Annotated in this window: 17 protein-coding genes; 9 read left to right on the top strand and 8 right to left on the bottom strand. The window is 70.6% G+C overall.

The features are described 5' to 3' along the window. Window positions 1–52 precede the first annotated feature (52 nt). The 3 genes from ACH413_RS35375 to ACH413_RS35385 are packed head-to-tail and all read left to right on the top strand — an operon-like array spanning window position 53 to window position 2,642. On the top strand, window positions 53–1,282 hold the full coding sequence (locus ACH413_RS35375) for a cytochrome P450 (protein WP_360038460.1): 1,230 nt from the start codon (window positions 53–55) through the stop codon (window positions 1,280–1,282). Next, window positions 1,279–1,473, top strand: coding sequence for a ferredoxin (locus tag ACH413_RS35380; protein WP_360038463.1), 195 nt, complete (start codon window positions 1,279–1,281; stop codon window positions 1,471–1,473). Before ACH413_RS35375 ends, ACH413_RS35380 begins: the two co-directional genes overlap by 4 nt. Next, window positions 1,473–2,642, top strand: a complete 1,170-nt coding sequence (locus ACH413_RS35385; protein WP_360038466.1) for an FAD-dependent oxidoreductase — start codon at window positions 1,473–1,475, stop codon at window positions 2,640–2,642. Before ACH413_RS35380 ends, ACH413_RS35385 begins: the two co-directional genes overlap by 1 nt. A gap of 11 nt (window positions 2,643–2,653) precedes the next feature. Here ACH413_RS35385 and ACH413_RS35390 read toward each other — a convergent pair whose 3' ends face one another. Next, window positions 2,654–3,229, bottom strand: a complete 576-nt coding sequence (locus tag ACH413_RS35390; RefSeq protein WP_360038469.1) for a QsdR family transcriptional regulator — start codon at window positions 3,227–3,229, stop codon at window positions 2,654–2,656. A gap of 61 nt (window positions 3,230–3,290) precedes the next feature. On the opposite strand from ACH413_RS35390, the gene ACH413_RS35395 reads away from it, so the two are divergent. Further along, the gene (locus ACH413_RS35395; RefSeq protein ID WP_360038472.1) at window positions 3,291–4,226 is read left to right on the top strand and encodes a DUF1295 domain-containing protein; all 936 of its coding nucleotides are present in this window, start codon (window positions 3,291–3,293) and stop codon (window positions 4,224–4,226) included. 115 nt (window positions 4,227–4,341) lie between these two features. On the opposite strand, the gene ACH413_RS35400 is transcribed toward ACH413_RS35395, so the two are convergent. Beyond that, entirely contained in the window at window positions 4,342–4,623 is a 282-nt protein-coding gene (locus ACH413_RS35400; RefSeq protein ID WP_360038475.1) for a DUF3040 domain-containing protein, read from the bottom strand. A 71-nt stretch (window positions 4,624–4,694) separates the two neighbouring features. Then, window positions 4,695–7,442 (bottom strand): BTAD domain-containing putative transcriptional regulator, encoded by a 2,748-nt coding sequence (locus ACH413_RS35405; RefSeq protein ID WP_360038478.1) that lies wholly within the window; start codon window positions 7,440–7,442, stop codon window positions 4,695–4,697. Window positions 7,443–7,572: 130 nt separating this feature from the next. Here ACH413_RS35405 and ACH413_RS35410 point away from each other — a divergent pair, with 130 nt between their 5' ends. Continuing rightward, window positions 7,573–7,947 carry a peptidase inhibitor family I36 protein gene (locus tag ACH413_RS35410; RefSeq protein WP_360038481.1) on the top strand — a complete coding sequence of 125 codons (375 nt, stop codon included), beginning with the start codon at window positions 7,573–7,575 and terminating at the stop codon, window positions 7,945–7,947. On the opposite strand, the gene ACH413_RS35415 is transcribed toward ACH413_RS35410, so the two are convergent. Further along, the gene (locus ACH413_RS35415; RefSeq protein WP_360038484.1) at window positions 7,919–9,388 is read right to left on the bottom strand and encodes an amidase; all 1,470 of its coding nucleotides are present in this window, start codon (window positions 9,386–9,388) and stop codon (window positions 7,919–7,921) included. The genes ACH413_RS35410 and ACH413_RS35415 overlap by 29 nt on opposite strands. A 311-nt stretch (window positions 9,389–9,699) precedes the next feature. On the opposite strand from ACH413_RS35415, the gene ACH413_RS35420 reads away from it, so the two are divergent. After that, window positions 9,700–10,290 carry a TetR family transcriptional regulator gene (locus ACH413_RS35420; protein ID WP_360038791.1) on the top strand — a complete coding sequence of 197 codons (591 nt, stop codon included), beginning with the start codon at window positions 9,700–9,702 and terminating at the stop codon, window positions 10,288–10,290. A 20-nt stretch (window positions 10,291–10,310) separates the two neighbouring features. After that, window positions 10,311–12,257 carry an ABC transporter ATP-binding protein gene (locus ACH413_RS35425; protein ID WP_360038794.1) on the top strand — a complete coding sequence of 649 codons (1,947 nt, stop codon included), beginning with the start codon at window positions 10,311–10,313 and terminating at the stop codon, window positions 12,255–12,257. A 3-nt stretch (window positions 12,258–12,260) separates the two neighbouring features. On the opposite strand, the gene ACH413_RS35430 is transcribed toward ACH413_RS35425, so the two are convergent. Beyond that, window positions 12,261–12,524: a UBP-type zinc finger domain-containing protein gene (locus ACH413_RS35430; protein WP_360038487.1), complete on the bottom strand. Its 264-nt coding sequence runs from the start codon at window positions 12,522–12,524 to the stop codon at window positions 12,261–12,263. A gap of 56 nt (window positions 12,525–12,580) precedes the next feature. Between ACH413_RS35430 and ACH413_RS35435 the strand changes: the two genes are divergently transcribed. Both ACH413_RS35435 and ACH413_RS35440 read left to right on the top strand, forming a co-directional pair. Beyond that, the gene (locus tag ACH413_RS35435) at window positions 12,581–14,248 is read left to right on the top strand and encodes an FAD-dependent oxidoreductase (RefSeq protein ID WP_360038490.1); all 1,668 of its coding nucleotides are present in this window, start codon (window positions 12,581–12,583) and stop codon (window positions 14,246–14,248) included. Continuing rightward, complete coding sequence (locus ACH413_RS35440) at window positions 14,248–15,660, top strand: ATP-binding protein (RefSeq protein WP_360038797.1); 1,413 nt, start codon at window positions 14,248–14,250, stop codon at window positions 15,658–15,660. The genes ACH413_RS35435 and ACH413_RS35440 overlap by 1 nt, the downstream gene beginning before the upstream one ends. A gap of 4 nt (window positions 15,661–15,664) precedes the next feature. Here the strand turns inward: ACH413_RS35440 and ACH413_RS35445 are convergent, their stop codons facing one another. The 3 genes from ACH413_RS35445 to ACH413_RS35455 form a co-directional block, all read right to left on the bottom strand. Continuing rightward, window positions 15,665–16,474 carry an SDR family oxidoreductase gene (locus tag ACH413_RS35445; protein WP_360038493.1) on the bottom strand — a complete coding sequence of 270 codons (810 nt, stop codon included), beginning with the start codon at window positions 16,472–16,474 and terminating at the stop codon, window positions 15,665–15,667. Window positions 16,475–16,573: 99 nt separating this feature from the next. Beyond that, window positions 16,574–17,737 (bottom strand): LLM class flavin-dependent oxidoreductase, encoded by a 1,164-nt coding sequence (locus tag ACH413_RS35450; RefSeq protein WP_360038496.1) that lies wholly within the window; start codon window positions 17,735–17,737, stop codon window positions 16,574–16,576. A 133-nt stretch (window positions 17,738–17,870) separates the two neighbouring features. Further along, window positions 17,871–21,038, bottom strand: coding sequence for a S8 family serine peptidase (locus ACH413_RS35455; protein ID WP_360038499.1), 3,168 nt, complete (start codon window positions 21,036–21,038; stop codon window positions 17,871–17,873). Window positions 21,039–21,086 lie beyond the last annotated feature (48 nt).

Consider the following 21,086-nt stretch of genomic DNA (forward strand, 5'->3'; position numbering starts at 1 on the left):
GCCATATGACACACGGTTGCGGCATGCCATGCCATCTGGCAGTGTCAGTCATATGACAGCGACTGCCATTTTTTCTCGGGAGTTCCCGACCGAACGCGACTCCGGCTGCCCGTTCGACCCGCCCGCCGAGTACGCCGACCTGCGCGCTCAGGAGGGCACGGCCTCGGTGGCGTGTCCGGTCGGCGTCGACGCCCGCGTGGTCAGCCGGTACGACGACGTGCGCGCGGCGCTGGGCAATCCCAACCTCAGCTCGCACGCGGCCCCGTCCACGCACGTCGTGGCAGACGGCCTGCTCGACCGGCCGGTGGCGCCCGGCAGTCTGCTGAACATGGACGGCCCCGGCCACGCCCGGTTGCGGCGCCTGCTGACGCCGGAGTTCACGGTCAAGCGGATCCAGGCCATGCGCCCCTACATCCAGGGCCTGGTCGACGACCACCTCGACGCACTGCTGGCCCGCACCGGGCCGGTCGACCTGGTGGCGGACTTCGCGTTGCCGATCCCGTCGCTGGTGATCTGCGAGCTGCTGGGCGTCGACTACGCCGACCGCGACCGGTTCCAGGAGCAGACGGCCGTGCTGATCGGCACGAACAGCGACCCCGACGCGCTGCAGCAGGCCAACCAGGAGGTCGTCGGGTTCATGACCCAGCTGGTGCTGACCAAGCTGGCGGCGCCGAGCGACGACCTGCTGGGCAGGCTGATCGTCCGGTCTCGCGAGAACGGCCAGGAGCTGTCGGTCGAGGAACTGGTCACGCTCGGCATCACCCTGCTGATCGCCGGGCACGAGACCACGGCCAACATGATCGGCCTCAGCACGCTGGCGCTGCTGCGCCAGCCCGACCAGCTCACCGCCCTGCGCGCCGATCCGGGGCTCGCGGGCACCGCCGTCGACGAGATGCTGCGGTACCTGTCGATCGTGCAGTTCGGCGTGCTGCGGCAGGCCACCGGCGACGTGACGATCGGCGACGAGACGATCAAGGCCGGGGAGTGGCTCGTGGCCGCTCTGTCGGCAGGCAACCGCGACGAGTCGGTGTTCGCAGACCCCGATCGCATCGACCTGAAGCGCGAGGCGACCGCGCACCTGGCGTTCGGCTACGGCATCCACCAGTGCCTCGGCCAGCAGCTGGCCAGGGTCGAGCTGCAGGAGGTGTTCGCCCGCCTGCACCAGCGCATCCCGACGCTGCGACTCGCGGTTCCGTTCGAGGACATCGAGTTCAAGAACGACGCGCTGGTCTACGGCGTGCGGTCGCTGCCCGTCACGTGGGACAGCGAGGACAACCGATGAAGGTCCGCATCGACGTGGACGCCTGTGTGGGAGCGGGCCAGTGCGTGCTCGCGGCACCGGACGTGTTCGACCAGCGCGACGAGGACGGCATGGTGGTCCTGCTGGTGGAGAACCCGCCCGCGGAACTGGAGGCGGCCACCGAGCACGCCGCCCTGCTGTGCCCGGCGCTGGCGATCGTCGTGGACAAGTAGTGGGCAACCTCGAACGGGTGGTCGTCGTCGGCGCTTCGGCGGCCGGCGTCACCACCGCCGAGACGCTGCGCCGCGAGGGTTTCACCGGCAGGCTCACCCTGGTCGGCGACGAGAAGGTGCTCCCCTACGACCGGCCGCCACTGTCCAAACAGGTCCTGGCGGGCACGTGGGAACCGGAGAAGACGGTGCTGCGGCCCGATTCCGCGTACGTGGACCACGACATCGAGCTGAAGCTCGGGAGTGCCGCGAGCGGACTGGACCTCGCCCGCCGCACGATCACGCTGTCCAACGGCGAGGAGATCGCCTACGACGGCCTGGTGATCGCCACCGGAACGGCCCCGCGGACACTGCCGTTCGGCCACGACCTCGCCGGGGTGCACGTGTTGCGGACCATCGACGACGCGCTGGCGTTGCGAGGTGACCTGCTTCGGTCGTCCGCTGTCGTGGTCGTCGGAGCGGGATTCCTCGGCACGGAGGCGGCCGCGTCCGCGCGACGGCTGGGGCTGGACGTGACGCTGGTCGACCTGCTGCCGCTGCCCCTGGTGCGCCAGTTCGGTGACAGAGTCGCGTCAGCGATCGCCGAACTCCATCTTGAACAGGGAGTGCGGCTGCGCACCGGGACCGGCGTGACCGCGTTGCACGGCGACATCGCGGTGTCGGGAGTCGAACTGACCGACGGAACCGTGCTGCGGGCGGACGTCGTGCTGGTGGCGATCGGCGCGGCACCCGCCACCGGCTGGCTGGACGGCTCGGGGGTGCCGGTGGACGACGGCGTGGTGTGCGACGCCACCTGCCGCGCCGTCGACGGCGTGTACGCGGCCGGCGACGTGGCCCGCTGGTTCAACCCGCACTTCGGCGGTCTGATGCGCGTCGAGCACCGGATGAACGCCACCGAACAGGGCATGGCGGTGGCTCGCGCCCTGCTGGGCGAGCGGACGCCGTTCGCTCCGGTGCCGTACTTCTGGACCGACCAGTTCGACGTGAAGGTCCAGGCGTACGGCGTTTTCCCGGCCGGTGCGGAGATGTCCGTCGTCCACGGGCGGCTCGACGAGCGGAAGTTCGTGGCGCACTACGTCGTGCAGGGGCGGGTCGTCGGCGTGCTGGGCTGGAACATGGCCAGGCAGTTGCGCCAGGACCGGCAGCTGATCGCCCCGGCACCCGTTGCCTGAACGACCCGCCTTCAGGCGAGGAGCTTGCGGATGATCTCGGTGGCGGTGTCGATGTCCGGCGGGGCGCCGGTGATGACGTCGGAGTAGCAGAAGGACTCGGCGAGCCGGACCACGGCGTAGGCCAGTTTCGTCGGCGGGATCTCCGACGTGTCGTCGCTCCGTTCGGCGCGGATGAGGTCGGCCAGACCGGCCACGAGGCGGTGTTGCACCACTCCCCGCTGCGAGGTCAGCACCCGCAGCGCGGTCTCGGGGTCGCGTTCGAGCAGGGCGCGCAGAGCCGGCGAGGCCACGGTGTCGCGCATCGCCTGGTCCAGCACCGCGATCACCCTGGCCATGCCCCGCTGCGGGCTGGCGAGCCACAGGCGCGCCCACGCCCGCTGCGTGATGGCCCACAGCACCTCGCCCAGCACGCGGTCGCGGTCGCCGTACCGGCGGTAGAGCGTGGCCCGGCCGATGCCGGCCTCGGTGGCGAGCTCGCCCATGTCGATGCGGCTCTCGCGGAGGAACTGCCGAAGCGCGTGCACGACGACCGGATCCACCTCGGGCTCGGTGGTCAGGTTCACGTTGGCCGCAGCGTGAGACAGCATGTATAAAGTGTCTCACTGAGACAATCAGAAAGAATGTCTCACCCTGCGCGAGGAGGACCGCATGCGGCGGATCTGGTCGATGCTGCCGTTCGTCCTGGTCGGAGTCGCGTTGCTGCTGGCCCCGGCCACCGCGGGACCCGCGTGGTGGAACCTGGTGGCACAGGTCGTGTTGTTCACCCTGGCGGCGGCCGTCCCGGGGTACCTCACGCGGCACGTGTCGTACGTCGACGTGGCCTGGCCGTGGGGCCTCGTGGCCATCGGCCTGGTCACCTTGCTCACCGCCGACCGGCTCAGCGTTCCGCTGGTCGCGGTCGCGCTCGCCTACCTGGCCATGGGGGCGCGGATGGGTCTGTGGAGCCTGGTGCTGACCGTGCGGCACGGCTGGTGGAAGCCCGGCTCCCCCAAGATCGAACTGCCCCGCTACCAGTACCAGCGGCGACGCTGGGAACGGCAGGGATTCCGCAGCGAGACGTGGTCCGTCCAGTACGAGATCTGGTTGCAGGGACTGGCGAACGCGTCGGTGCTGGCCGTCCCCGCGTTCCTCGTCGCCGCCGACGGGCAGCGGCCGCTGTCCGTCTGGTCCTGCGCCGCTCTGGCTCTCTGGGCCGCGTCCTACGTGCTGGAGTCGGTGGCGGACCGGCAGAAGCAGCGGTTCGCCGCCAGTGGCACGCGGGGTACCTGTGATCGAGGGCTGTGGCGCTACAGCAGGCACCCCAACTACTTCTTCCAGTGGATGCAGTGGAACGCCCTGGTCCTGGTCGCGCTGCCGTCACTGCCGGCCAGGTTCCACGACACCACGCCGCTGGTGTGGGTGATGCTGACCCTGGGCCTGTTCTTCGCCTCCTGGACGCTGTACGTCACGCTGACCAAGCACACCGGCGCGCGCCCCGCCGAGCACTACAGCCTTCGCAAGCGCCCCGACTACGCGCTCTACCAGGCCAGGACCAACATGTTCTTCCCCGGCCCGGTCAAGACCCCTCGGCAGGGCGCGCGGTAGCGCCGCCTGTCACACCGGCGCCCGGTACCAGCGGCGAACGGTTCGACGGCCAGCACACCCGCCGCGGCCGCGATGGCGACCGCCCAGGCGAGCCGGTCTGCCGATCCCGCCACCACTACTCGCGGTGCTCGCGCCAGACCCGCACGGCGAACCAGGCGAACACGCCGAGGACCACGCAGGCGCCGAGCGCGATCAGCACCACGGAGGACAGCGTCACTCCGGCCATCACGACGATCAGCCCGGCCGCATAGGTCAGCAGCAACCCGGCGAAGACCAGGGTGCGGCGCGGCACCCTGGGTGCCGGGCGGGTGAGCTTGGCGGCCAGCTTCGGGTCGTCCTCGGCCAGGCGGCGCTCGATCTCGTCCAGTTCCTGCTGCTCGCGGTCCGGCAGTCTCATTCCCGGTCCTCCCGCTGGGGCGCTCAAGGTCTCACCAACGCCAACGCACGAGACGGCCCAAGGTTCCCCGATCATCGCGCGGACTCGTCGCCGGAGAGCCTCTCCTGCAGCCGGGCGTGCCGGAACTGGTACACCGCGCCGACCTGTCGCAGCACGCCGCGGCGGTGCGCGTCGTCGAGGAAGGCCATGAATCGCAACGGAATGTGGCCGCGGGCGGCCAGCCACAACCGCGTGCAGCCGAACGCGCCCCACGCGCGGGACAGGCAGACGCTGAGCCCCACTGCCAGCCCGAACAGAACTCCGGCGGCCACCGCCTGGCCCACGCCGGGCACGTTCGTGATCACCAGGCCGCCGATCAGCGCCCCGGCGACGCCGTACGTGACGGTGCCCGGCTTCGGCGCGAAGTACCGCCCGAGCAGGGCGGCGGCGACGCCTCCCGCCAGGCTCAACACCACGTCGAAGCGGCCGTCCAGGAACTGGACGGTCGGCTCGTCCTGGGTGAGGCGCAGCGCGAGGCCGTAGAACAGGCTGAGCGACACCGTGAACGCCAGCGTGAACGACAGGGCGGCGGCGCGGTCCTGGCGCAGCACGGTGCCGGGGCTGGACACCCGGTTGGCGTCCAGCGGCGTGCCGAGCCAGACGTGCACGCCGACTGCCAGGCCGAACACCACCGCGACGAGCCCGATCACCCCGGCGGGCAGCGACCAGCCGAAGCCGAGGCAGGCCCCGGCCGCCGCGCCCGCCGCGAAACGGCGGGTGAACCGGCCGGCGATCCCCGTGAAGGTCGCCTCGACCCGCTGCGGGCCCGGCCTGCGGCCGATGCCGTGGGTGACGACGCCGGCGGCGCCGAAGGAGACGCCGTAGATCGCCGCGGTGACCGGGTCCGCCGCCAGCGCACCGGCGAGCGCGATCAGCAGCGCGGGCGGAAGGCCGAGGTAGAGGCCGACGACGTGGCGCGGCACCGCCCGGTCCAGCCGCCACCAGGCGAGGTCGCGGGTGCGGTCGCGTTCGAGCCGCCGGGCGAGGAACGACAGCCAGCGCTCGACGTCCGTCGGGTCGTAGTCGCGCGGCTCGCCGAGCCTGTCCGGCGGGGACGGACGGCGTGCGTACACGGACGGCAGGTACGCGTCGAGCAGGTGCCGTTCGATCGCGGCGCGGTCCGGAAACCGTGCGGTGTCACAGAGTTCGCCCGGGTCCGTGGCCGGGTTGGCGTAGGCGCTCCTGGCCAGGTCGACCATCAACGGCGTGCGCAGCGCCTGGGCCGGCGCTCCCGCCGGCTCCCGGCGCAGCCTCTCGACCAGCGGCCGCCAGCGGGTCTCGCCGGGACGTCGGCGCGCGGTCAGGAACTCGACGGCGTCCTCGATCTCCACCGGCTCGATCTCCACCACGGCGGCCCTGGTCAGGAACGAGCCCGCGGCCCGCACCGCCAGTTCGTACTCGGCCCCGCGACAGGTCACCACCAGCGGCCGGCCGGAGCCGACGGCCTGGTCGAGGGCGTCGATCGCGGCCGTGTGCAGGCCGGGCGGCGTCTCGTCCAGTCCGTCCAGCACTGGGACGACCCGGCCTTCGAGCACCAGGCGCAGCCCGGCGTCCCGGCCGTAGACGGCGGTGTTGGCCAGCCCCGGGTACTCCTCGACCAGCCGCCGGGCCAGCCAGGCGTCCAGGTGCTCGTGGTGCGGATTCCACGACGCCAGCGTCAGCAGCACGGGCACCGGTTCCCCCGGCGGTGGGTCGGCGAGCAGGCCGAGGGTGAGCAGGATGGCCAGCACCGACTTGCCGGCACCGGGCTCGCCCAGCACGACCAGCTGCCGCGACGGGACCTGCCGGAACTTGGCCACGACGTCGGTCAGGTCGCCGCTGAGCACCAGCCGCTCCGAGCCGGTGCCGGGACGCTCGCCCAGCACCGCCGACGCCGCGGCCGCCACCTCGCGTTCGGTGCTCGACCAGCGCAGCGGCACCGGTTTCGGTCGTCGCAACGACCGCATCTCGGCCTCGGCCGTCCACTGCCGGGTGATCGCCGCCGCGAGCTCCTTCGCCGCGCGGTCCAGGTCGTCGGCCGGTGCCGGAGTCGCGCGCTGCTGCCGGTTCTCGCCGCGCAGGACGCGTTCGTGCAGCTTCCGGACTTCCGTGCCGGGATCGATGCCCAGTTCCTCGGCCAGTCCGGCGCGCAGTTGCTGGAACACCCTGAGCGCGTCGGCCTGCCGCCCCGCGCGGTCGAGGGCGAGCATGAGCTGGGCGTGCGGCCGTTCGCGCAGCGGGTTCTCGGCCACGACCTCGGCCAGTTCGTCGATGACCTCGCGGTGCTGCCCCAGCTCGAGTTGCCAGTCCACGCACGACTCGAACGCGTCCAGGCGCTGCTCGTCGAGCCGCGCCGCGCGCCCGGCCAGCACGCCGGCGCCGAGTCCGTCGAGGGCCGGGCCGCGCCACAGCTTCAACGCCGTCCGGATCTCGCGCACCCCGTCGCGCAACGCGCCCATGCCGGCCTGCCGTCGCGCCTCGGCGACGTGCTTCGTGAACCGCAGCAGGTCGACCTGGTCGTCGGTGACGACGAGCCGGTAGCCGGGACCGTCGGTGACGATCAGCCGCTGCTCGGCGTCGCCCAGCCGGTCCCGCAACGCCGACACGCAGTTCTGCACCTGTTTGGTCGCGGTCGCCGGCGGCTCGTCCTCCCACGTCGACTCGATCAGCCGCGCCATCGGCACGACCGCGCCCGGAGTCAGCAGCAGCGTCGCCAGCACCCGCTGGTGCCGCGTCCCCGGCAGCGCCAGCCGTCCCCCTGCCGTCCAGATCTCCAGTGGCCCCAGCACGCAGAAGTCCATCGACTCCCCTCCCCCAGCTGCCGATCCTAGCCAGTTGACCTGCGGGAGGACGGCGCGGTGACGCGGTGAGGACGGGTCCCTGCAGCGTGGTGACGGGATCTGACATGCGGATCCACAGAGGGGGAAGTTCGTGAAGAACAACCGATTCATCGCGGCCGCGGCAGTGGTGGCGGCAGGCCTGATCTCGATCGGGGGCGCCGCGACGGCGTCCGCCGCGCCCGCCGCGTCCGGGTTCGACCGGTGCGGGGCCGGCAACTTCTGCCTGTTCGAGCACGTCGACGGACAGGGAAGGGTGACGGGCCACAAGGCCGAGAAGCGCACGCTGCCGCTGGACTTCGACAACATCACCTCGTCGATCAGGAACCGGACCGGACAGGTGTGGTCCGTCTACACCGAGGCCAGCTTCAAGGGGCGGTGCCTGCCCATCGCGGCCATCTGGACCGGGAACGTCACCCAGTACGACATGAGCGACAAGATCAGCTCGATCCGCCCAGGCGGCTGCTAGGCCTGACGAACTGAGCAGGGGCCTGCCTGGGGTGGGCAGGCCCCTGCTCGAGCAGTTCGGCCAGCCGCAGCGGGGTGCGGTCCTCGAACATCGGCCCGATCAGCTGCACTCCGACCGGCAGGCCCTCGGGTGACAGGCCCGCGGGGACGGCGGTGGCGGGCAGGCCGGGCATGGTGGCCAGGCCGGCCCAGACGAACTGGTCGAAGTACGGGTGCTCGACGCCGTCGACGTCGATGCGCCGCTCCATCGGGTCGGGGTGGTGGTCGTGCGGGAACGCGGGCGTCGGCGTGATCGGGCACAGCACGGCGTCGAACTCGGCGAACAGCCGCCGCCAGCCGTGGCGGTGGACCTCGCGGCGGTTGTTCGCCTCGATCCAGTCGCTGTGGCTGCACACCATGGCGCGCAGCCGCACGGCGTGAAGACTCTGGTCGTCCGCGCTCGGTTCGTGCGACCCGATGGGAAAACGCACGACGGAGCCCGAAACCAGCAACCGCATGTAGAGCGTCGCGGCCTCGACCAGGTCGGGCAGCAACGGGCTGTGCCGTTCGACGCGGGCGCCCCCGTCGGCAAGCGCGGCGGCCATCCGGTTCACGCCCTCCCGCACCGCGGACCCGGTCGGGATGAGCGGGTGGTCGTCGAGGACCAGGACCCGGAAGTCGCGGAGCCGCTCGTGGCGGGCGGGCGGCAGTGCCACGCGGTGCGCCACGCCGAACGTCAGCGGGTCCGGTCCGGCCATGACGTCGAGCAGGAGCGTGAGGTCGCGGGCGGTGCGCGCCATCGGACCGACGACGGCGAGGTCGAGGTCGACGGGCAACGCCGGCTCGGACGGCGCGACCATGCCCCGGCTCGCCGCCAGTCCGAGCGTCGGCTTGTGCGCGTGAACGCCGCAGAAGTGCGCGGGGGTGCGCAGCGAGCCGGCGATGTCCGAGCCGATGGACAACGCGCCGAACCCGGACGCCAGGGCCGCCGCCGACCCACCGGAGGATCCGCCGGGCGTGCGACCGTGGTCCCACGGGTTGGTGGTGGTCCCGTAGACGTCGTTGAAGCTCTGGATGTCCTGCAGCCCCAACGGCACGTTGGTCTTGCCGAGCACCACCGCGCCCGCGGCCTTGAGTCGTGACACCTGCACCGCGTCCTCGTCCGGCAGGTAGTCCCGGTGCTGCGGCATGCCCCAGGTCGTGGGCAGCCCGGCCATGTCGTAGGACTCCTTGACCGTCACCGGGATCCCGAGCAGCGGGCGGTCTTCACCACGTGCGCGGGCCTGGTCGGCACGGTGCGCGGCGACCCGCGCACGGTCGAAGTCCGGCACGCAGATCGCGTTGATCACCTCGTCGTCGCGCTCGATGCGGGCGATCGCCTCTTCGGTCAGTTCCACCGACGTCACCGCACCGGCGCGCATCGCGGTGACGAGTTCTTCGGCCGAGTGAAAGCTCCATTCCATGAATCGAAGCTAACGACCTGCCAAAGAGGGCACGAAATCCCGATTCACGAAACAGCAATGCCGAAAATTCGAACGCAGAAGGCAGCTCATCGCAGCTCACAGCTCCGAAAATGGGCCGACTCCCCCGCCCAAGCCATGAAATGCGGCATCGCGCAACGGGATCGACGTCTCACCGCATCAGGCCACCGCGGATTGCCGCGGACCGGTGGTCCGGCCGCCGGGTCGTCGATACTCGTTTGACGGAGTGAGCACTCACTCCGCATGATGGATGCATGACACCAGCACCCGAGACCCGGCGCAGAGCGCCGAGCATGAGCGCCGAGGACCGGCGCGCCATGATCGTGCACGCGGTGCTGCCGCTCCTGATCGAGCACGGCGCCAACGTGACGAGCAGCCAGATCGCCCGCGCCGCCGGCATCGGCGAGGGCACCATCTTCCGCGCGTTCAAGGACAAGGACGAGCTGTTCGACGCCTGCACGGCCGAGGCACTGCGACCCGACCACGTGCTCGACGCGATCGCCGAGATCCCCGTCGAGCAGCCCCTGGAAGACCGGCTCGTCGAAGCCGCGGAAGCGCTCGGCGCGCACCTCGAGCGGATGGGCGCGCTGATGGGCGCGCTGCACGCGTCCGGCCGGATCAAGCACCGCGACCCCGAACAGCGCCACAAGGACCAGCGCGGCAGCTGGAAGGGCGGGCGCCGCGAGTCGATGGCCGCCATCCGAGGGGCGATGGTCGAGTTGTTCACGCCGGAGAAGGACCGGCTGCGGCTGCCACCGGAGCAGCTCGCGGCCCTGTTCCTGACCTTGTTGTTCGGCGGCCGCCGGCTGGCCGCGGACATCGACGCGCCCACCACGCGCCAGGTGGTCGACTTCTTCCTGCACGGCGCCGTGGAGGCTGAATGATCCCGGGTGGCGGGGGCGGCATGGAGTTCATGCTGGGCCGGCGCGGCCGTCGGCGGCGCGCCACGACGGTGCCGGAGAGCGGACTCACCGGACCCGTCGACATTCCGGAACCGAAACCGGACGACGAACCGAAGGACCTGCGCTCCCGGCTGAAGCGCGCGAAGACGTCCGTGGCGGGCACCGTCCGCGGCCTGCCGAAGGTCGCGAGGCTGACGTGGCAGGCCAGCCCGACCCTGACCATCCTGCTGGCGCTGATCACGCTCCTGTCGGGACTGCTGCCGACCGTGACCGCGTACATCGCGAAGCTGCTGCTGGACTCCGTCGTCGCGGCGATCCAGCACACCGGCACCACGGGTGACATCGCGAAGGTCGCGTTGCTCCAGTTCGGCGTGCTCGGCGCGACCGCGGTCAGCAGCGCGCTGACGTCGATCGCGCAGGCACTGCTGCAGGAACGCATGACGCTGACCATCCGCCACCGGGTGATGCAGCACGCCAGCGACCTGCACCTCGCCTACTTCGAGGGCTCGACGTCGTACGACATGCTGCGTCAGGCCGCGCAGGAAGCGCCGACGCGGCCGTTGTCGATGATGAACTCCGCGCTGGGGCTGCTGCGGACGCTGATCACGTTCGGCAGCATGATCGCGCTGCTCGTCTCGATCAGCCCGCTGCTGGCCCTGGTCGCGCTGGTGGCGCCGATCCCGGCGTTCATCTCGCAGTCGAAGTACGGCTCACGCGCGTTCTGGCTGACCTTCATGATGTCGCCGATCAAGCGGCGGATGGACTACCTGTCCTCCTTGGTCACGACGGACACCTACGCCAAGGAGACGAAGCTGTTCGGGCTCGGCCCGTACTTCGTCGACCGGTTCCGCCGGCTCGGCACCGTCTCCTACGAGCGGCAGCGGAAGCTGACGGTGAACCGCAACATCAGCTCGACCTCGTGGGGGCTGCTGAGCACGGCCGCGGGTTCGGCCATCACGCTGTACATCGCGCTGGAAGCGGTCGGCGGCCGGCTCACGCTGGGAGACCTGGCGCTGTACACAGCAGCGGCGGCGTCCGTGCAGGCGTCGGTGTCCGGGCTGTTCACGGCACTTTCGGGGATGTACGAGAACAACCTCTACCTCGACACGCTGTACAGGTTCCTGGACACCAAGCCGGAGATCACGGCGCCGGCGTCACCGCGACCGATGCCGTCCACAGTGGAGGGTCACATCGAGTTCGACTCGGTGACCTTCAGCTATCCGGGCGCCGAGGAACCCGCGCTCGACGCCGTCAGCTTCGAGATCCGGCCCGGCGAGACGGTGGCCGTGGTGGGCCGCAACGGCGCGGGCAAGTCGACGTTGTTCAAGCTGCTCTGCCGGCTCTACGACCCGACCGGCGGCCGCATCCTGCTCGACGGCGTCGACATCCGCGAGTACGACCCCGTCGCACTGCGCACGCGGATCAGCGCGATGTTCCAGGACTACGTGACGTACCAGGGCACGGCCGCGGAGAACATCGGCCTCGGCGACCTGACACGACTCGAAGACCGGCCGCACATCGAGGGCTCGGCCCGCCGAGCCGGCGCGGACGAGCGGATCGAACGGCTGCCCCAGGGCTACGACAGCCCGCTGGGCCGTTGGTTCGACCAGGGCGTCAGCCTGTCGGGCGGCGAGTGGCAGAAGATCGCGCTGGCCAGGGCGTTCCAGCGGGAGGCACCGATCCTGGTGCTCGACGAACCGACGTCGGCGCTGGACGCGCGGGCCGAGCACGACCTGTTCTCACGACTGCGGGAGCTGTCGGAGGGCCGCACGACGCTGTACATCTCGCACCGGTTCTCGACCGTGCGACAGGCGGAGCGAATCCTGTTGCTGGAGCACGGGAAGGTCGCCGAGTACGGGACGCACGAGGAACTGATGGCGGCCAAGGCCGGGTACGCCGAGCTGTTCACGCTGCAGGCTCAGGCGTACCTGGACGAGGTGCCGGGCTGAGGATCACACGACCGTGTTGTCCACGAAGCACCAGCGCCAGGTCTCCCCCGGCTCGAAGGAGCGCATGATCGGGTGACCCTCGTCGGCGAAGTGCTTCGAGGCGTGCTTGGCGGGCGACGAATCGCAGCAGGCGACCTTGCCGCAACCCAGGCACAGGCGCAGGTGCACCCACCCGCCGCCGACGGCCAGGCAGTCCTCACACCCCTCCAGCGTGCTGGGAGTGGGCTCCGCGCCCAGTTCGGCGACGTGTTCGCAAGTAGTTGCCACGGCACGACGGTACCTCTGTTGCTGTCATCGACAAGTTCTGGTGTTTGACTGGGCGCATGACGACTGCCGGCCGCGTCGCGCGGCCTTCGATTCTCACGGTGGACGACGATCCCGCCGTGTCGCGGGCGGTCGCGCGCGACCTGCGCCGGATGTACGGCGAGCACTACCGGATCGTCCGGGCGGAGTCCGGGTCCCAGGCGCTGGAGGCGCTGCACGAGATCAAGCTGCGCGGTGAGGAGGTCGCGGCGCTGCTCGCGGACTACCGGATGCCGCAGATGAGCGGCATCGAGTTCCTCGAGCAGGCCATGGACGTGTTCCCGCAGGCACGCCGGGTGCTGCTCACGGCCTACGCCGACACCGACGCCGCGATCCAGGCGATCAACGTCGTGGACCTCGACCACTACCTGCTCAAGCCGTGGGACCCGCCGGAGCAGAACCTCTACCCGGTGCTCGACGAGCAGCTGCGGGCCTGGGCGGTGAGCGACCGGCAGCCACCGCAGCGGGTGCGGGTGATCGGGCACCGCTGGTCGCCGCGGTCCTACGAGGTGCGTGACTTCCTGGCACGCAACAACGTTCCCTTCCGCTGGCACGCGCTCGACGAGCCGGAGGCGCGCTGCCTGCTCACGGCGGCGCACCAGGACGGGGCGACGTTGCCGGTCGTGGTCACGGCTCAGGGCACGGCTCTCGTCGACCCGTCGGACGCGGAGCTCGCCGCCGAGGTGGGGCTGAGCACGCAGCCGTCCGCCGAGTTCTACGACCTGATCGTCGTGGGCGGCGGGCCCGCGGGGCTCGGCGCGGCGGTGTACGGCGGGTCGGAGGGACTGCGGACCGTCCTGGTGGAACGGATCGCGACGGGTGGCCAGGCGGGGACCAGCAGCCGCATCGAGAACTACCTGGGCTTCCCGGACGGGGTGTCCGGCGGGCAGCTGACCGAACGGGCCCGCAGGCAGGCGGTGAAGTTCGGCGTCGAGCTGCTCACCACCCGCGACGTCGTCGCCCTGGAACGCCGGGGTGCCGCGCGGATCGTGCGGTTCGGCGACGGCACCGAACTCGCCGCCCACACCGTCATCCTCGCCACCGGTGTGTCGTACCGGTTGCTCGACGCGCCCGGACTCGGCGAGCTGACCGGGCGGGGCGTGTACTACGGCGCCTCGACCACGGAGGGCCCGAACTGCGCCGGTCAGGACGTCTACCTGGTCGGCGGGGCGAACTCCGCGGGCCAGGCGGCCGTCTACTTCTCCGGGCACGCGCGCAAGGTGGTGATCCTGGTCAGGGGTGACTCGCTGGAGCAGTCGATGTCGCGGTACCTGATCGACCAGCTCGCGGCGATCCCGAACGTGGAGGTGCGCACGCGCACCGAGATCTGCGGCGGCACGGGTGAGGACCACCTCGAGACGCTGACGTTGCTGCACAACAAGACCGGCGAGACGACGACCGTCGAGGCGAGCTGGTTGTTCGCGTTCATCGGCGCCGCCCCGCGCACGGACTGGCTGGACGGCACACTGGAACGCGACGAGCACGGCTTCCTCCTCGCCGGCCCCGACCTCGGCGGCTCACCGTCCGGGTGGGACCTCGAGCGGGCGCCGTACCACCTGGAGACGAACGTGCCCGGCGTGTTCGTCGCGGGGGACGTCCGGGCGGACTCGGTGAAGCGGGTCGCGTCCGCGGTCGGGGAGGGTGCCATGGCGGTCACGCTGGTCCACCGTTATCTGGAGAGGTCGTGATGGAGAGGCTCACCGCGGCTGACCTGCGCGAACTGTTCCTGTTCGAGAAGCTCGGCCAGGAACAGCTGGACTGGCTCGCGGGCCACGGCCACATCGAGACCCGCGCGGCGGGCACGCCCGTGCTCACCGAAGGCGAGCCCGCGACGTGCTTCTTCGTGCTGCTCGAGGGCACCGTCGCCCTGTGCCGCACCATCGGCGGTCAGCGGATCGAGGTGAGCCGCAGCGACCTGCGCGGCTCGTACTTCGGTGCCACCCAGGCCTATCTGGAGCTCGACCAGCCGACCTACCAGATGACCGTCGAGTCGATCACCGCCACGTCGATGCTGCAGTTCGACGCGGACGAGTTCGGGCCGATGATCCGCGCGTGGTTCCCGATGGCGATGCACCTGCTGGAGGGCCTGTTCTGGGGCATGCGCAACACCCAGGCGACGGTGGGCCAGCACGAACGGCTCACCGCGCTCGGTGCCCTGTCCGCGGGCCTCACCCACGAGCTCAACAACCCGGCCGCGGCGGCCGTGCGGGCGACCGCGGCACTGCGCGAGCGGGTCGCGGGCATGCGACACAAACTCTCCCTCCTCGCGCAGGGGGCGCTCGACCCGGCCACGCTGCCCTCACTGGTGAAGCTTCAGGAGAAGGCGGTCGAACGGGTCGCCAAGGCACCGAAGCTCAGTCCGCTGCAGGCCAGCGACGCCGAGGACGAGGTCGCCGACTGGCTCGACGACCACGACATCGGCGGCGGCTGGGACGTCGCACCCGTGCTGGTCGCGGCCGGACTGGACGTCGAGTGGCTGGAGAGCGAGCTCAAGGCGTGCCCGGCGGCCGTCACCGGTTCGGCCGTGCACTGGCTCAGGTACACGGTCGAGACCGAGATGCTGATGAACGAGATCGAGGACGCCACCACCAGGGTGTCCACTTTGGTCGGTGCGGCCAAGCAGTACTCGCAGATGGACCGCGCGCCGTTCCAGGTGGTCGACGTGCACGAGCTGCTCGACTCCACCCTGGTCATGTTCGGCGGCAAGCTCGGCGACGTCCGGCTGGTCAAGGACTACGACCGGACGCTCCCCCACATCCCCGCGTACGCGGGCGAGCTCAACCAGGTGTGGACGAACATGATCGACAACGCCCTGAGCGCGATGGGCGGGTCGGGCACGTTGACCGTCCGGACCTCCAGGCAGGACAAGCACCTCGTCGTCGAGATCGGCGACACCGGCCCCGGAATCCCGGCCGAGGTGAAGAGCCGGATCTTCGAACCGTTCTTCACCACCAAGCCGGTCGGCGAGGGCACCGGGCTCGGGCTGGAGATCTCGTGGCGGATCGTGGTCAACAAGCACCACGGCTCCATCCGCGTGGAGTCGGCACCGGGCGACACGCGGTTCCAGGTCGTGCTGCCCCTGGACGCGATGGGACCGTGACGGCTCAGGGCACGTCGGTGACCACGTCGAGGCCGAGCTTGCGGTTGAGCGCGGCGACGGCGTTGGTGACCGTGCGACGCGGCATGACCCGCGACACCAGCGTGGTCAGCCGATTCACGCCGCGTCCGGGATAGGACGCGACGCGCCCGCGCGTGTAGTCGTCGAGCGTGCGGGCGGCGACCGACTCCGGCGAGTCGGTCACGCGCGGATCCATCGTGGCCGTGGTGCCGTCGAAGAAACCGGTGTCGGTCGCCCCGGGATGCGCGGCCATGACGCGGACGCCGGAGCCCCGCAGTTCCTCGGCGACGGCCTCGGTGAACGACAGGACGAACGCCTTCGTCGCGCCGTAGCTCGCCTGGTAGGGCATCGGCTGGAACGCCGCCGTCGAGCTCACGTTGATGATGCCGCCCGCTCCCCTGGCCGCCATCTCGCGACCGAACAGGTAGGTGAGCTCCATCAGCGCGCCGACGTTGAGCGCGACCGAGCGGGTGCTCTGCTCGAAGGGACGCTCGAGGAACCGGCCGGCCGAGCCCGAGCCCGCGTTGTTCACCAGCAGGTCGACCTGGACGCCGAGCCCGGCGACGGCCTTGGCGACGGTCTCGGGGCCTGAAGGGTCCGCGAGATCCACGCCGATGACCGCCGCCGTCACGCCGTGCGCGGCCCGCACCTCTGCCGCCAGCGTTTCCAGCGCCGTCGTGCTGCGTGCCACCAGCACGAGGTTGGCGCCCCGGCGTGCCAGTTCCACCGCATAGGCGCGCCCGAGCCCTTTCGACGCTCCGGTGACGAGCGCGGTGATGCCGTTCAAGGAGTCCATGACCCACCCAAGTCGTTCGAGTCTCGAAGTATCTTCGAGCGAGCATAACAAGTTCGAGACTCGAAGCAAGTTGGCCGGGCCGGAGGCGTGAACGAGGTGTCAGGACCGGTCAAACTCCGGGATCAGCTCCCCGATCAGCCGGATGCTGGTCATCACCTCGTCCGCCCCGATCGGCCCGATCTGCTGCAGGCACATCAGCCGGTCGATCCCGAGGTCCGCGTAGGCCTGCAGCTTCTTGCGGCACGTGTCCGGGCTGCCGACGATCAGCGACTGCTGCGCCGACAGCACCTCGAACAGCTCGTCCTCCGGCACGTCCTCGCCCTGGATGATCCGGCCGATCACGAGCTGCGCGTCGGTGGGCACGGCGTCCACCTCGGCGCGCAGGAACTCGCCGGTGAGGCCGCCGTCGCCGGTTGCGAGGATGTCCTGGTGGCGCTGCATGGTCGCGGCGAACTCAGCGGCGGCGTTGAAGAAGCGCAGCGCTGTCACCGTGTACCAGGCCGCGGCGGCCGCTGCCCCGTTGCGCATGGCCTGCTCATCGGTCTCGGCGCAGTGCACGAAGGTGAAGTAGGCGACCTGGTTGTTGACGAACGAGCCGACCGGCGAGGTGCACTCGGCGGCGGCCGCGCGGTAGAGGTCGATCATGCGGGCCACCCGGTCGATGGACTCCCAGATCGTGGTGCCGAGCACGCCCACACCGCGGCGGCCGGCCTCCTCGAACGACGTCGGGGACGCGGCGGCCTGCCACAGCGGCGGGTGCGGGGTCTGCAGGGGCTTGGGGATGATCGAGACGTCGGAGACGTCGTAGTGCTCGCCGCTGTGGGAGAAGCGGTCGGTGGTCCACATCTTCGGCACCATCTCGAACGCCTCGGCGGTCTGGGTGCGCGCGTCGGCGGGCTGGACGCCGAAGAGGTTCCACTCGGGGATGGTGGAGCGGGTGAGGCCGAGTTCGACGCGGCCGCCGCTCAGGTGGTCGAGGGTGGCGGCGCGTTCGGCGACGCGGATCGGGTGGTTGAAGCGGCCGGGTGCGAGCACGGCGGCGTGGCCGAGACGGATCCGGGAGGTCTGCTGGGACAGGGCGGCGAGCATCAGTTCGGGGGCGGAGGACAGGCTGAACTCGCCGGCGCCGTGGTGCTCGACCTGCCACCAGCAGCCGTAGCCGAGCTCGTCGGCGAGCCGGGCCTGGTCGAGGGCCTGGCGGAAGCGGAACTGCTCGGGGGCAGGGCCGGGGTTCTGGATCTCGTTGAACAGATCGATCTTCATCGACACACCCTCACCTCGCGCGGACACCAAGGCTGATGTCTCTGTGAGCGATCGGGTCGTTACGCGGGCAATACAAATTCCTCGAACGGAGCAAGTCCGGCGGGGTACCGCTGGGGCACCCCGCCGGACGTGGTCACTTCAGGAGGAACGCGTCGACGATGGTCTCGCTGACGGAGTTGCCGGCGGTGTCCCGTGCCGATGCCCGCAGCGACACCGAGGTGGCGCCCTTCGGGTGGTTCAGGACGGTGAACCACTTGCCGTCACGGCACAACAGCGGGGCCGCTCGCCAGGTCACGCCCCTGTCGTGCGACACCTGGACGCCGGTCGGCTTGGCGTCGACGCCGGTGTTGTGGTTGACCGACACAGGCACGATCGTCGACGACGATCGGCTCGCCCGGTTGTGCCCGTCCAGGGCGGGCGCGAACTTCACGGCCATCAACGGCAACGGCTGGGCCGGGCCCTCGGCGACCGTGTCGGACGCGAACGTCCAGTCGGCGATGATCTTGCTGGTCAGCGTGCGGTCCCTGGTCGCCTCCGTGTGCAACCGGTAGGTGGCCTTCCCCGGCCCAGCCTCGAAAAGCCCGCTGGTGCTGCTGATCCTGCCGATCTCGACGCCGTCCCGGTACAGCGTGGAACTCCCGGCGTGCGCGGAGAACCCTTCGCGGTCGTCGCGGGAGTCGGCGAACAGCGGGATCTGGAACACCATCGTGTCGCCGGAACGGCCCGCGTACCGGGACGGCCGGTCCGGGTTCGAGGGCAGGTCGGGGCCGAACACCCCCAGGTTGTACGAGTCCGTGGTCGCCCTCACCCGCGGGAAGCTCTTGGGGGTGCTGGAGAACAGGCGCGACCTGTACTCCCCTTCGGCGGTCATCTCGGTGAACTCGGTGGGCCACGGCGTTTCCGGCGAGTAGAACTCGTCGAGAGCGAACGGCAGCGGCTTGGTGATCATGCCCTGACGGTTGCCGAGGGTGCCGGGCGCGGTGGCGGCGTGCGTGGTGCGAACCTTGACCAGGTCCTTGTCCCGCACCCGAAGCACGGGATCCGCGGGCATGCGTCCGTTGACGTCGCCTCGCACGTTGTAGAGGTACGGACTGGCGTCGAAGCTCCCGGTGCCGTCCTGCTCGGCGAACCTGCCGCCGGCCGAGTACCGGAACTGGCCGGGCGCCGAGGTCTTCGACAGGCTGACGAGCACGTCGCCGTACTCCGGCGGGCTGATCCTGGTGCGCAGGAAGTCCTTGCCACCGTAGGAGGTCGAGCGGGCGAACTCCACGAACCTCTCGCCGGCCTTGGCACCGCGCCGGTCGAGGACGAGCCCGGCCGGCTTGCCCTGCCGCGCGTCGACCGTGATCGTGGTGGCCGCGCCGAGGTTCACGTCGGGCTCGATGGCGACGGACAACCGACCGTCCGTTGTGGACACCTGCGACTCGAAGTAGTAGTGCCCCTTGGGCGCACGGACCGTCAGCGACCCCGACGCGTCGTACGGCACGCGCATTTCCGGCTTGCTCAGGTCGACCAGCCGGAACGCGTAGTCCGGCGTGGGCTTGCCGTCGGTGCCGAGCACGTTCACCTTGAGGTCGTAGCTCTCCACCTCACGCGTGACGGCGATGGGCGTGCGGACGTCCCCGGCGGTGACCACACCGCTGTAGATCCCGTCGGCACCATCGATCTTCGTGTTCGTGGTGACCGTGGCCTGGGCGGTCGCACCGGGCTCGATCGTCAGGGTCGCCGGGGCGACGGTGAACATCCCCGCCGGAGCGGCTTTCCCGTTGGGGCCCTTGACCTCCGCGGCCAGGTTCAGGGTCACGGGTGACGTACCGGAGTTGAGGTAGGTCACCGCGGTGGCGATCGGCGCGTCGTCGGTGTGCGGCCACTGCGCGATGCCGTTGTTGATGCTTCCCACGGACGCGTGCACCGTCGTCGTCACCGCTTTGGCGACGTCGACCCGTCCTGCGCCCTGGTCGAACACGGTCAGCGCCGGGTTCGGCTTCGCGCTGCCCATCAAGGCGGCCTTGAGCTGCGGGGCCTTCCAGTCCGGGTGCTGACCGGCCAGGATCGCGGCGGCCCCTGCCACGTGCGGGGTGGCCATGGACGTCCCGTCCAGCGCGACGTGGTCCTCCCCCACCGGCGGGAACCTGCGGCTGATCATGCTGTCCTTCGCCAGCGCGGCGACGATCGCCACACCCGGCGCGGTGATGTCCGGTTTGACGGCGTTGTCGCGCAACCTGGGGCCACGGCTGGAGAAGTCGGCCAGTGCGTCGGTCTGGTCGACCGCGCCGACGGTGAGCGCGGCGTCCGCGGCGGCGGGCGAGCCCGGCGTGCGTCCGCTGTTGCCCGAGGCGATCACGAACAGGGCACCCGTCCGAGCGGTGATCTCGTTGACCGCCTGCGACAACGGATCCGTGCCGTCGCTGGGGGCATCGCTGCCCAGGCTCATGTTGATCACCTGGGCGCCGTTGGTGGCGGCCCATTCCATCCCGGCGATGATCCCGGACTCCGTGCCGCTGCCGGAGTCGTTGAGGACCTTGCCGACGAGCAGCCTGGTGTCCGGCGCGACGCCCTTGTAGGTGGTGTGGTCGCCCGTCACGATGGACGCCACGTGCGTGCCGTGTCCGTGCTTGTCCACGGTTCCGCTGGCGCTGCTGGTGAAGTCCTTGGCCTCGACCACCGCGCCGGCGAGGTCGGGGTGGGTGGGTTCGATGCCGGTGTCAAGCACGGCGACCTTGGTGTTCTGCCCGGTGTGGCCTGCCTGCCAGGCCGTGGGCGCACCGATCTGCGGAACGCTCTTGTCCAGCACCGCGTGCACCGGACCGTCGAGCCAGATCCTGGTGGCGTCGCGGGTGTTCCAGAACGCCGTGCCCTTGGCCGCGATCACAGCCGCGCCGCCGACGCTCGGCAGTTCGCGCACCTTGCGCGCGTTCAAGCTGCCTGCCTGGGTGACGATCAGCGGGATGTCGCCGCGCTCAGCGTCGCCGTAGCCGCTGTCGAGGAGCTCGGAGACGTTGAACAGCCGGGGATCGAGCTGTCCGGACCTCAGCATGCCGAGTGCGTCGAACGGGATGACGCTGACGTCGCCGTCGACGTCGGTCCGGGTGACGAAGCCGATCTTCTCTCTTCCTTCGGCCGCACGCACTTCGGCGTGCCCGGATCCGGTGAGCACGACCTGGTCACCGGTGATCAGTGTGATCGTGCGTCCCTGGCCGCCCGGCGTGACCGGTGCGGCGTGTGCCTGTGTTCCTGGCCAGACGAGACCGGTCGCCGCGATCACGGCGACCGCGACGGACCGTTTCCACCTGTCGCTCATACGCCCCCTCCAGTAGATCTCTGGCGCCCACCCTGAGATCTACTGGCT

The sequence above is a fragment of the Lentzea sp. NPDC020367 genome, from assembly GCF_044387305.1.
In the GTDB taxonomy this organism is placed as follows: domain Bacteria; phylum Actinomycetota; class Actinomycetes; order Mycobacteriales; family Pseudonocardiaceae; genus Lentzea.

What these genes read in the sequence shown, in the direction of transcription:
- ACH413_RS35375 (WP_360038460.1), top strand. Translation starts at nt 53, where the DNA reads ATGACAGCGACTGCCATTTTTTCTCGGGAGTTCCCGACCGAACGCGAC.
- ACH413_RS35380 (WP_360038463.1), top strand. Translation starts at nt 1,279, where the DNA reads ATGAAGGTCCGCATCGACGTGGACGCCTGTGTGGGAGCGGGCCAGTGC.
- ACH413_RS35390 (WP_360038469.1), bottom strand. Translation starts at nt 3,229, where the DNA reads ATGCTGTCTCACGCTGCGGCCAACGTGAACCTGACCACCGAGCCCGAG.
- ACH413_RS35395 (WP_360038472.1), top strand. Translation starts at nt 3,291, where the DNA reads ATGCGGCGGATCTGGTCGATGCTGCCGTTCGTCCTGGTCGGAGTCGCG.
- ACH413_RS35400 (WP_360038475.1), bottom strand. Translation starts at nt 4,623, where the DNA reads ATGAGACTGCCGGACCGCGAGCAGCAGGAACTGGACGAGATCGAGCGC.
- ACH413_RS35405 (WP_360038478.1), bottom strand. Translation starts at nt 7,442, where the DNA reads ATGGACTTCTGCGTGCTGGGGCCACTGGAGATCTGGACGGCAGGGGGA.
- ACH413_RS35415 (WP_360038484.1), bottom strand. Translation starts at nt 9,388, where the DNA reads ATGGAATGGAGCTTTCACTCGGCCGAAGAACTCGTCACCGCGATGCGC.
- ACH413_RS35420 (WP_360038791.1), top strand. Translation starts at nt 9,700, where the DNA reads ATGAGCGCCGAGGACCGGCGCGCCATGATCGTGCACGCGGTGCTGCCG.
- ACH413_RS35425 (WP_360038794.1), top strand. Translation starts at nt 10,311, where the DNA reads ATGGAGTTCATGCTGGGCCGGCGCGGCCGTCGGCGGCGCGCCACGACG.
- ACH413_RS35435 (WP_360038490.1), top strand. Translation starts at nt 12,581, where the DNA reads ATGACGACTGCCGGCCGCGTCGCGCGGCCTTCGATTCTCACGGTGGAC.
- ACH413_RS35440 (WP_360038797.1), top strand. Translation starts at nt 14,248, where the DNA reads ATGGAGAGGCTCACCGCGGCTGACCTGCGCGAACTGTTCCTGTTCGAG.
- ACH413_RS35445 (WP_360038493.1), bottom strand. Translation starts at nt 16,474, where the DNA reads ATGGACTCCTTGAACGGCATCACCGCGCTCGTCACCGGAGCGTCGAAA.
- ACH413_RS35450 (WP_360038496.1), bottom strand. Translation starts at nt 17,737, where the DNA reads ATGAAGATCGATCTGTTCAACGAGATCCAGAACCCCGGCCCTGCCCCC.
- ACH413_RS35455 (WP_360038499.1), bottom strand. Translation starts at nt 21,038, where the DNA reads ATGAGCGACAGGTGGAAACGGTCCGTCGCGGTCGCCGTGATCGCGGCG.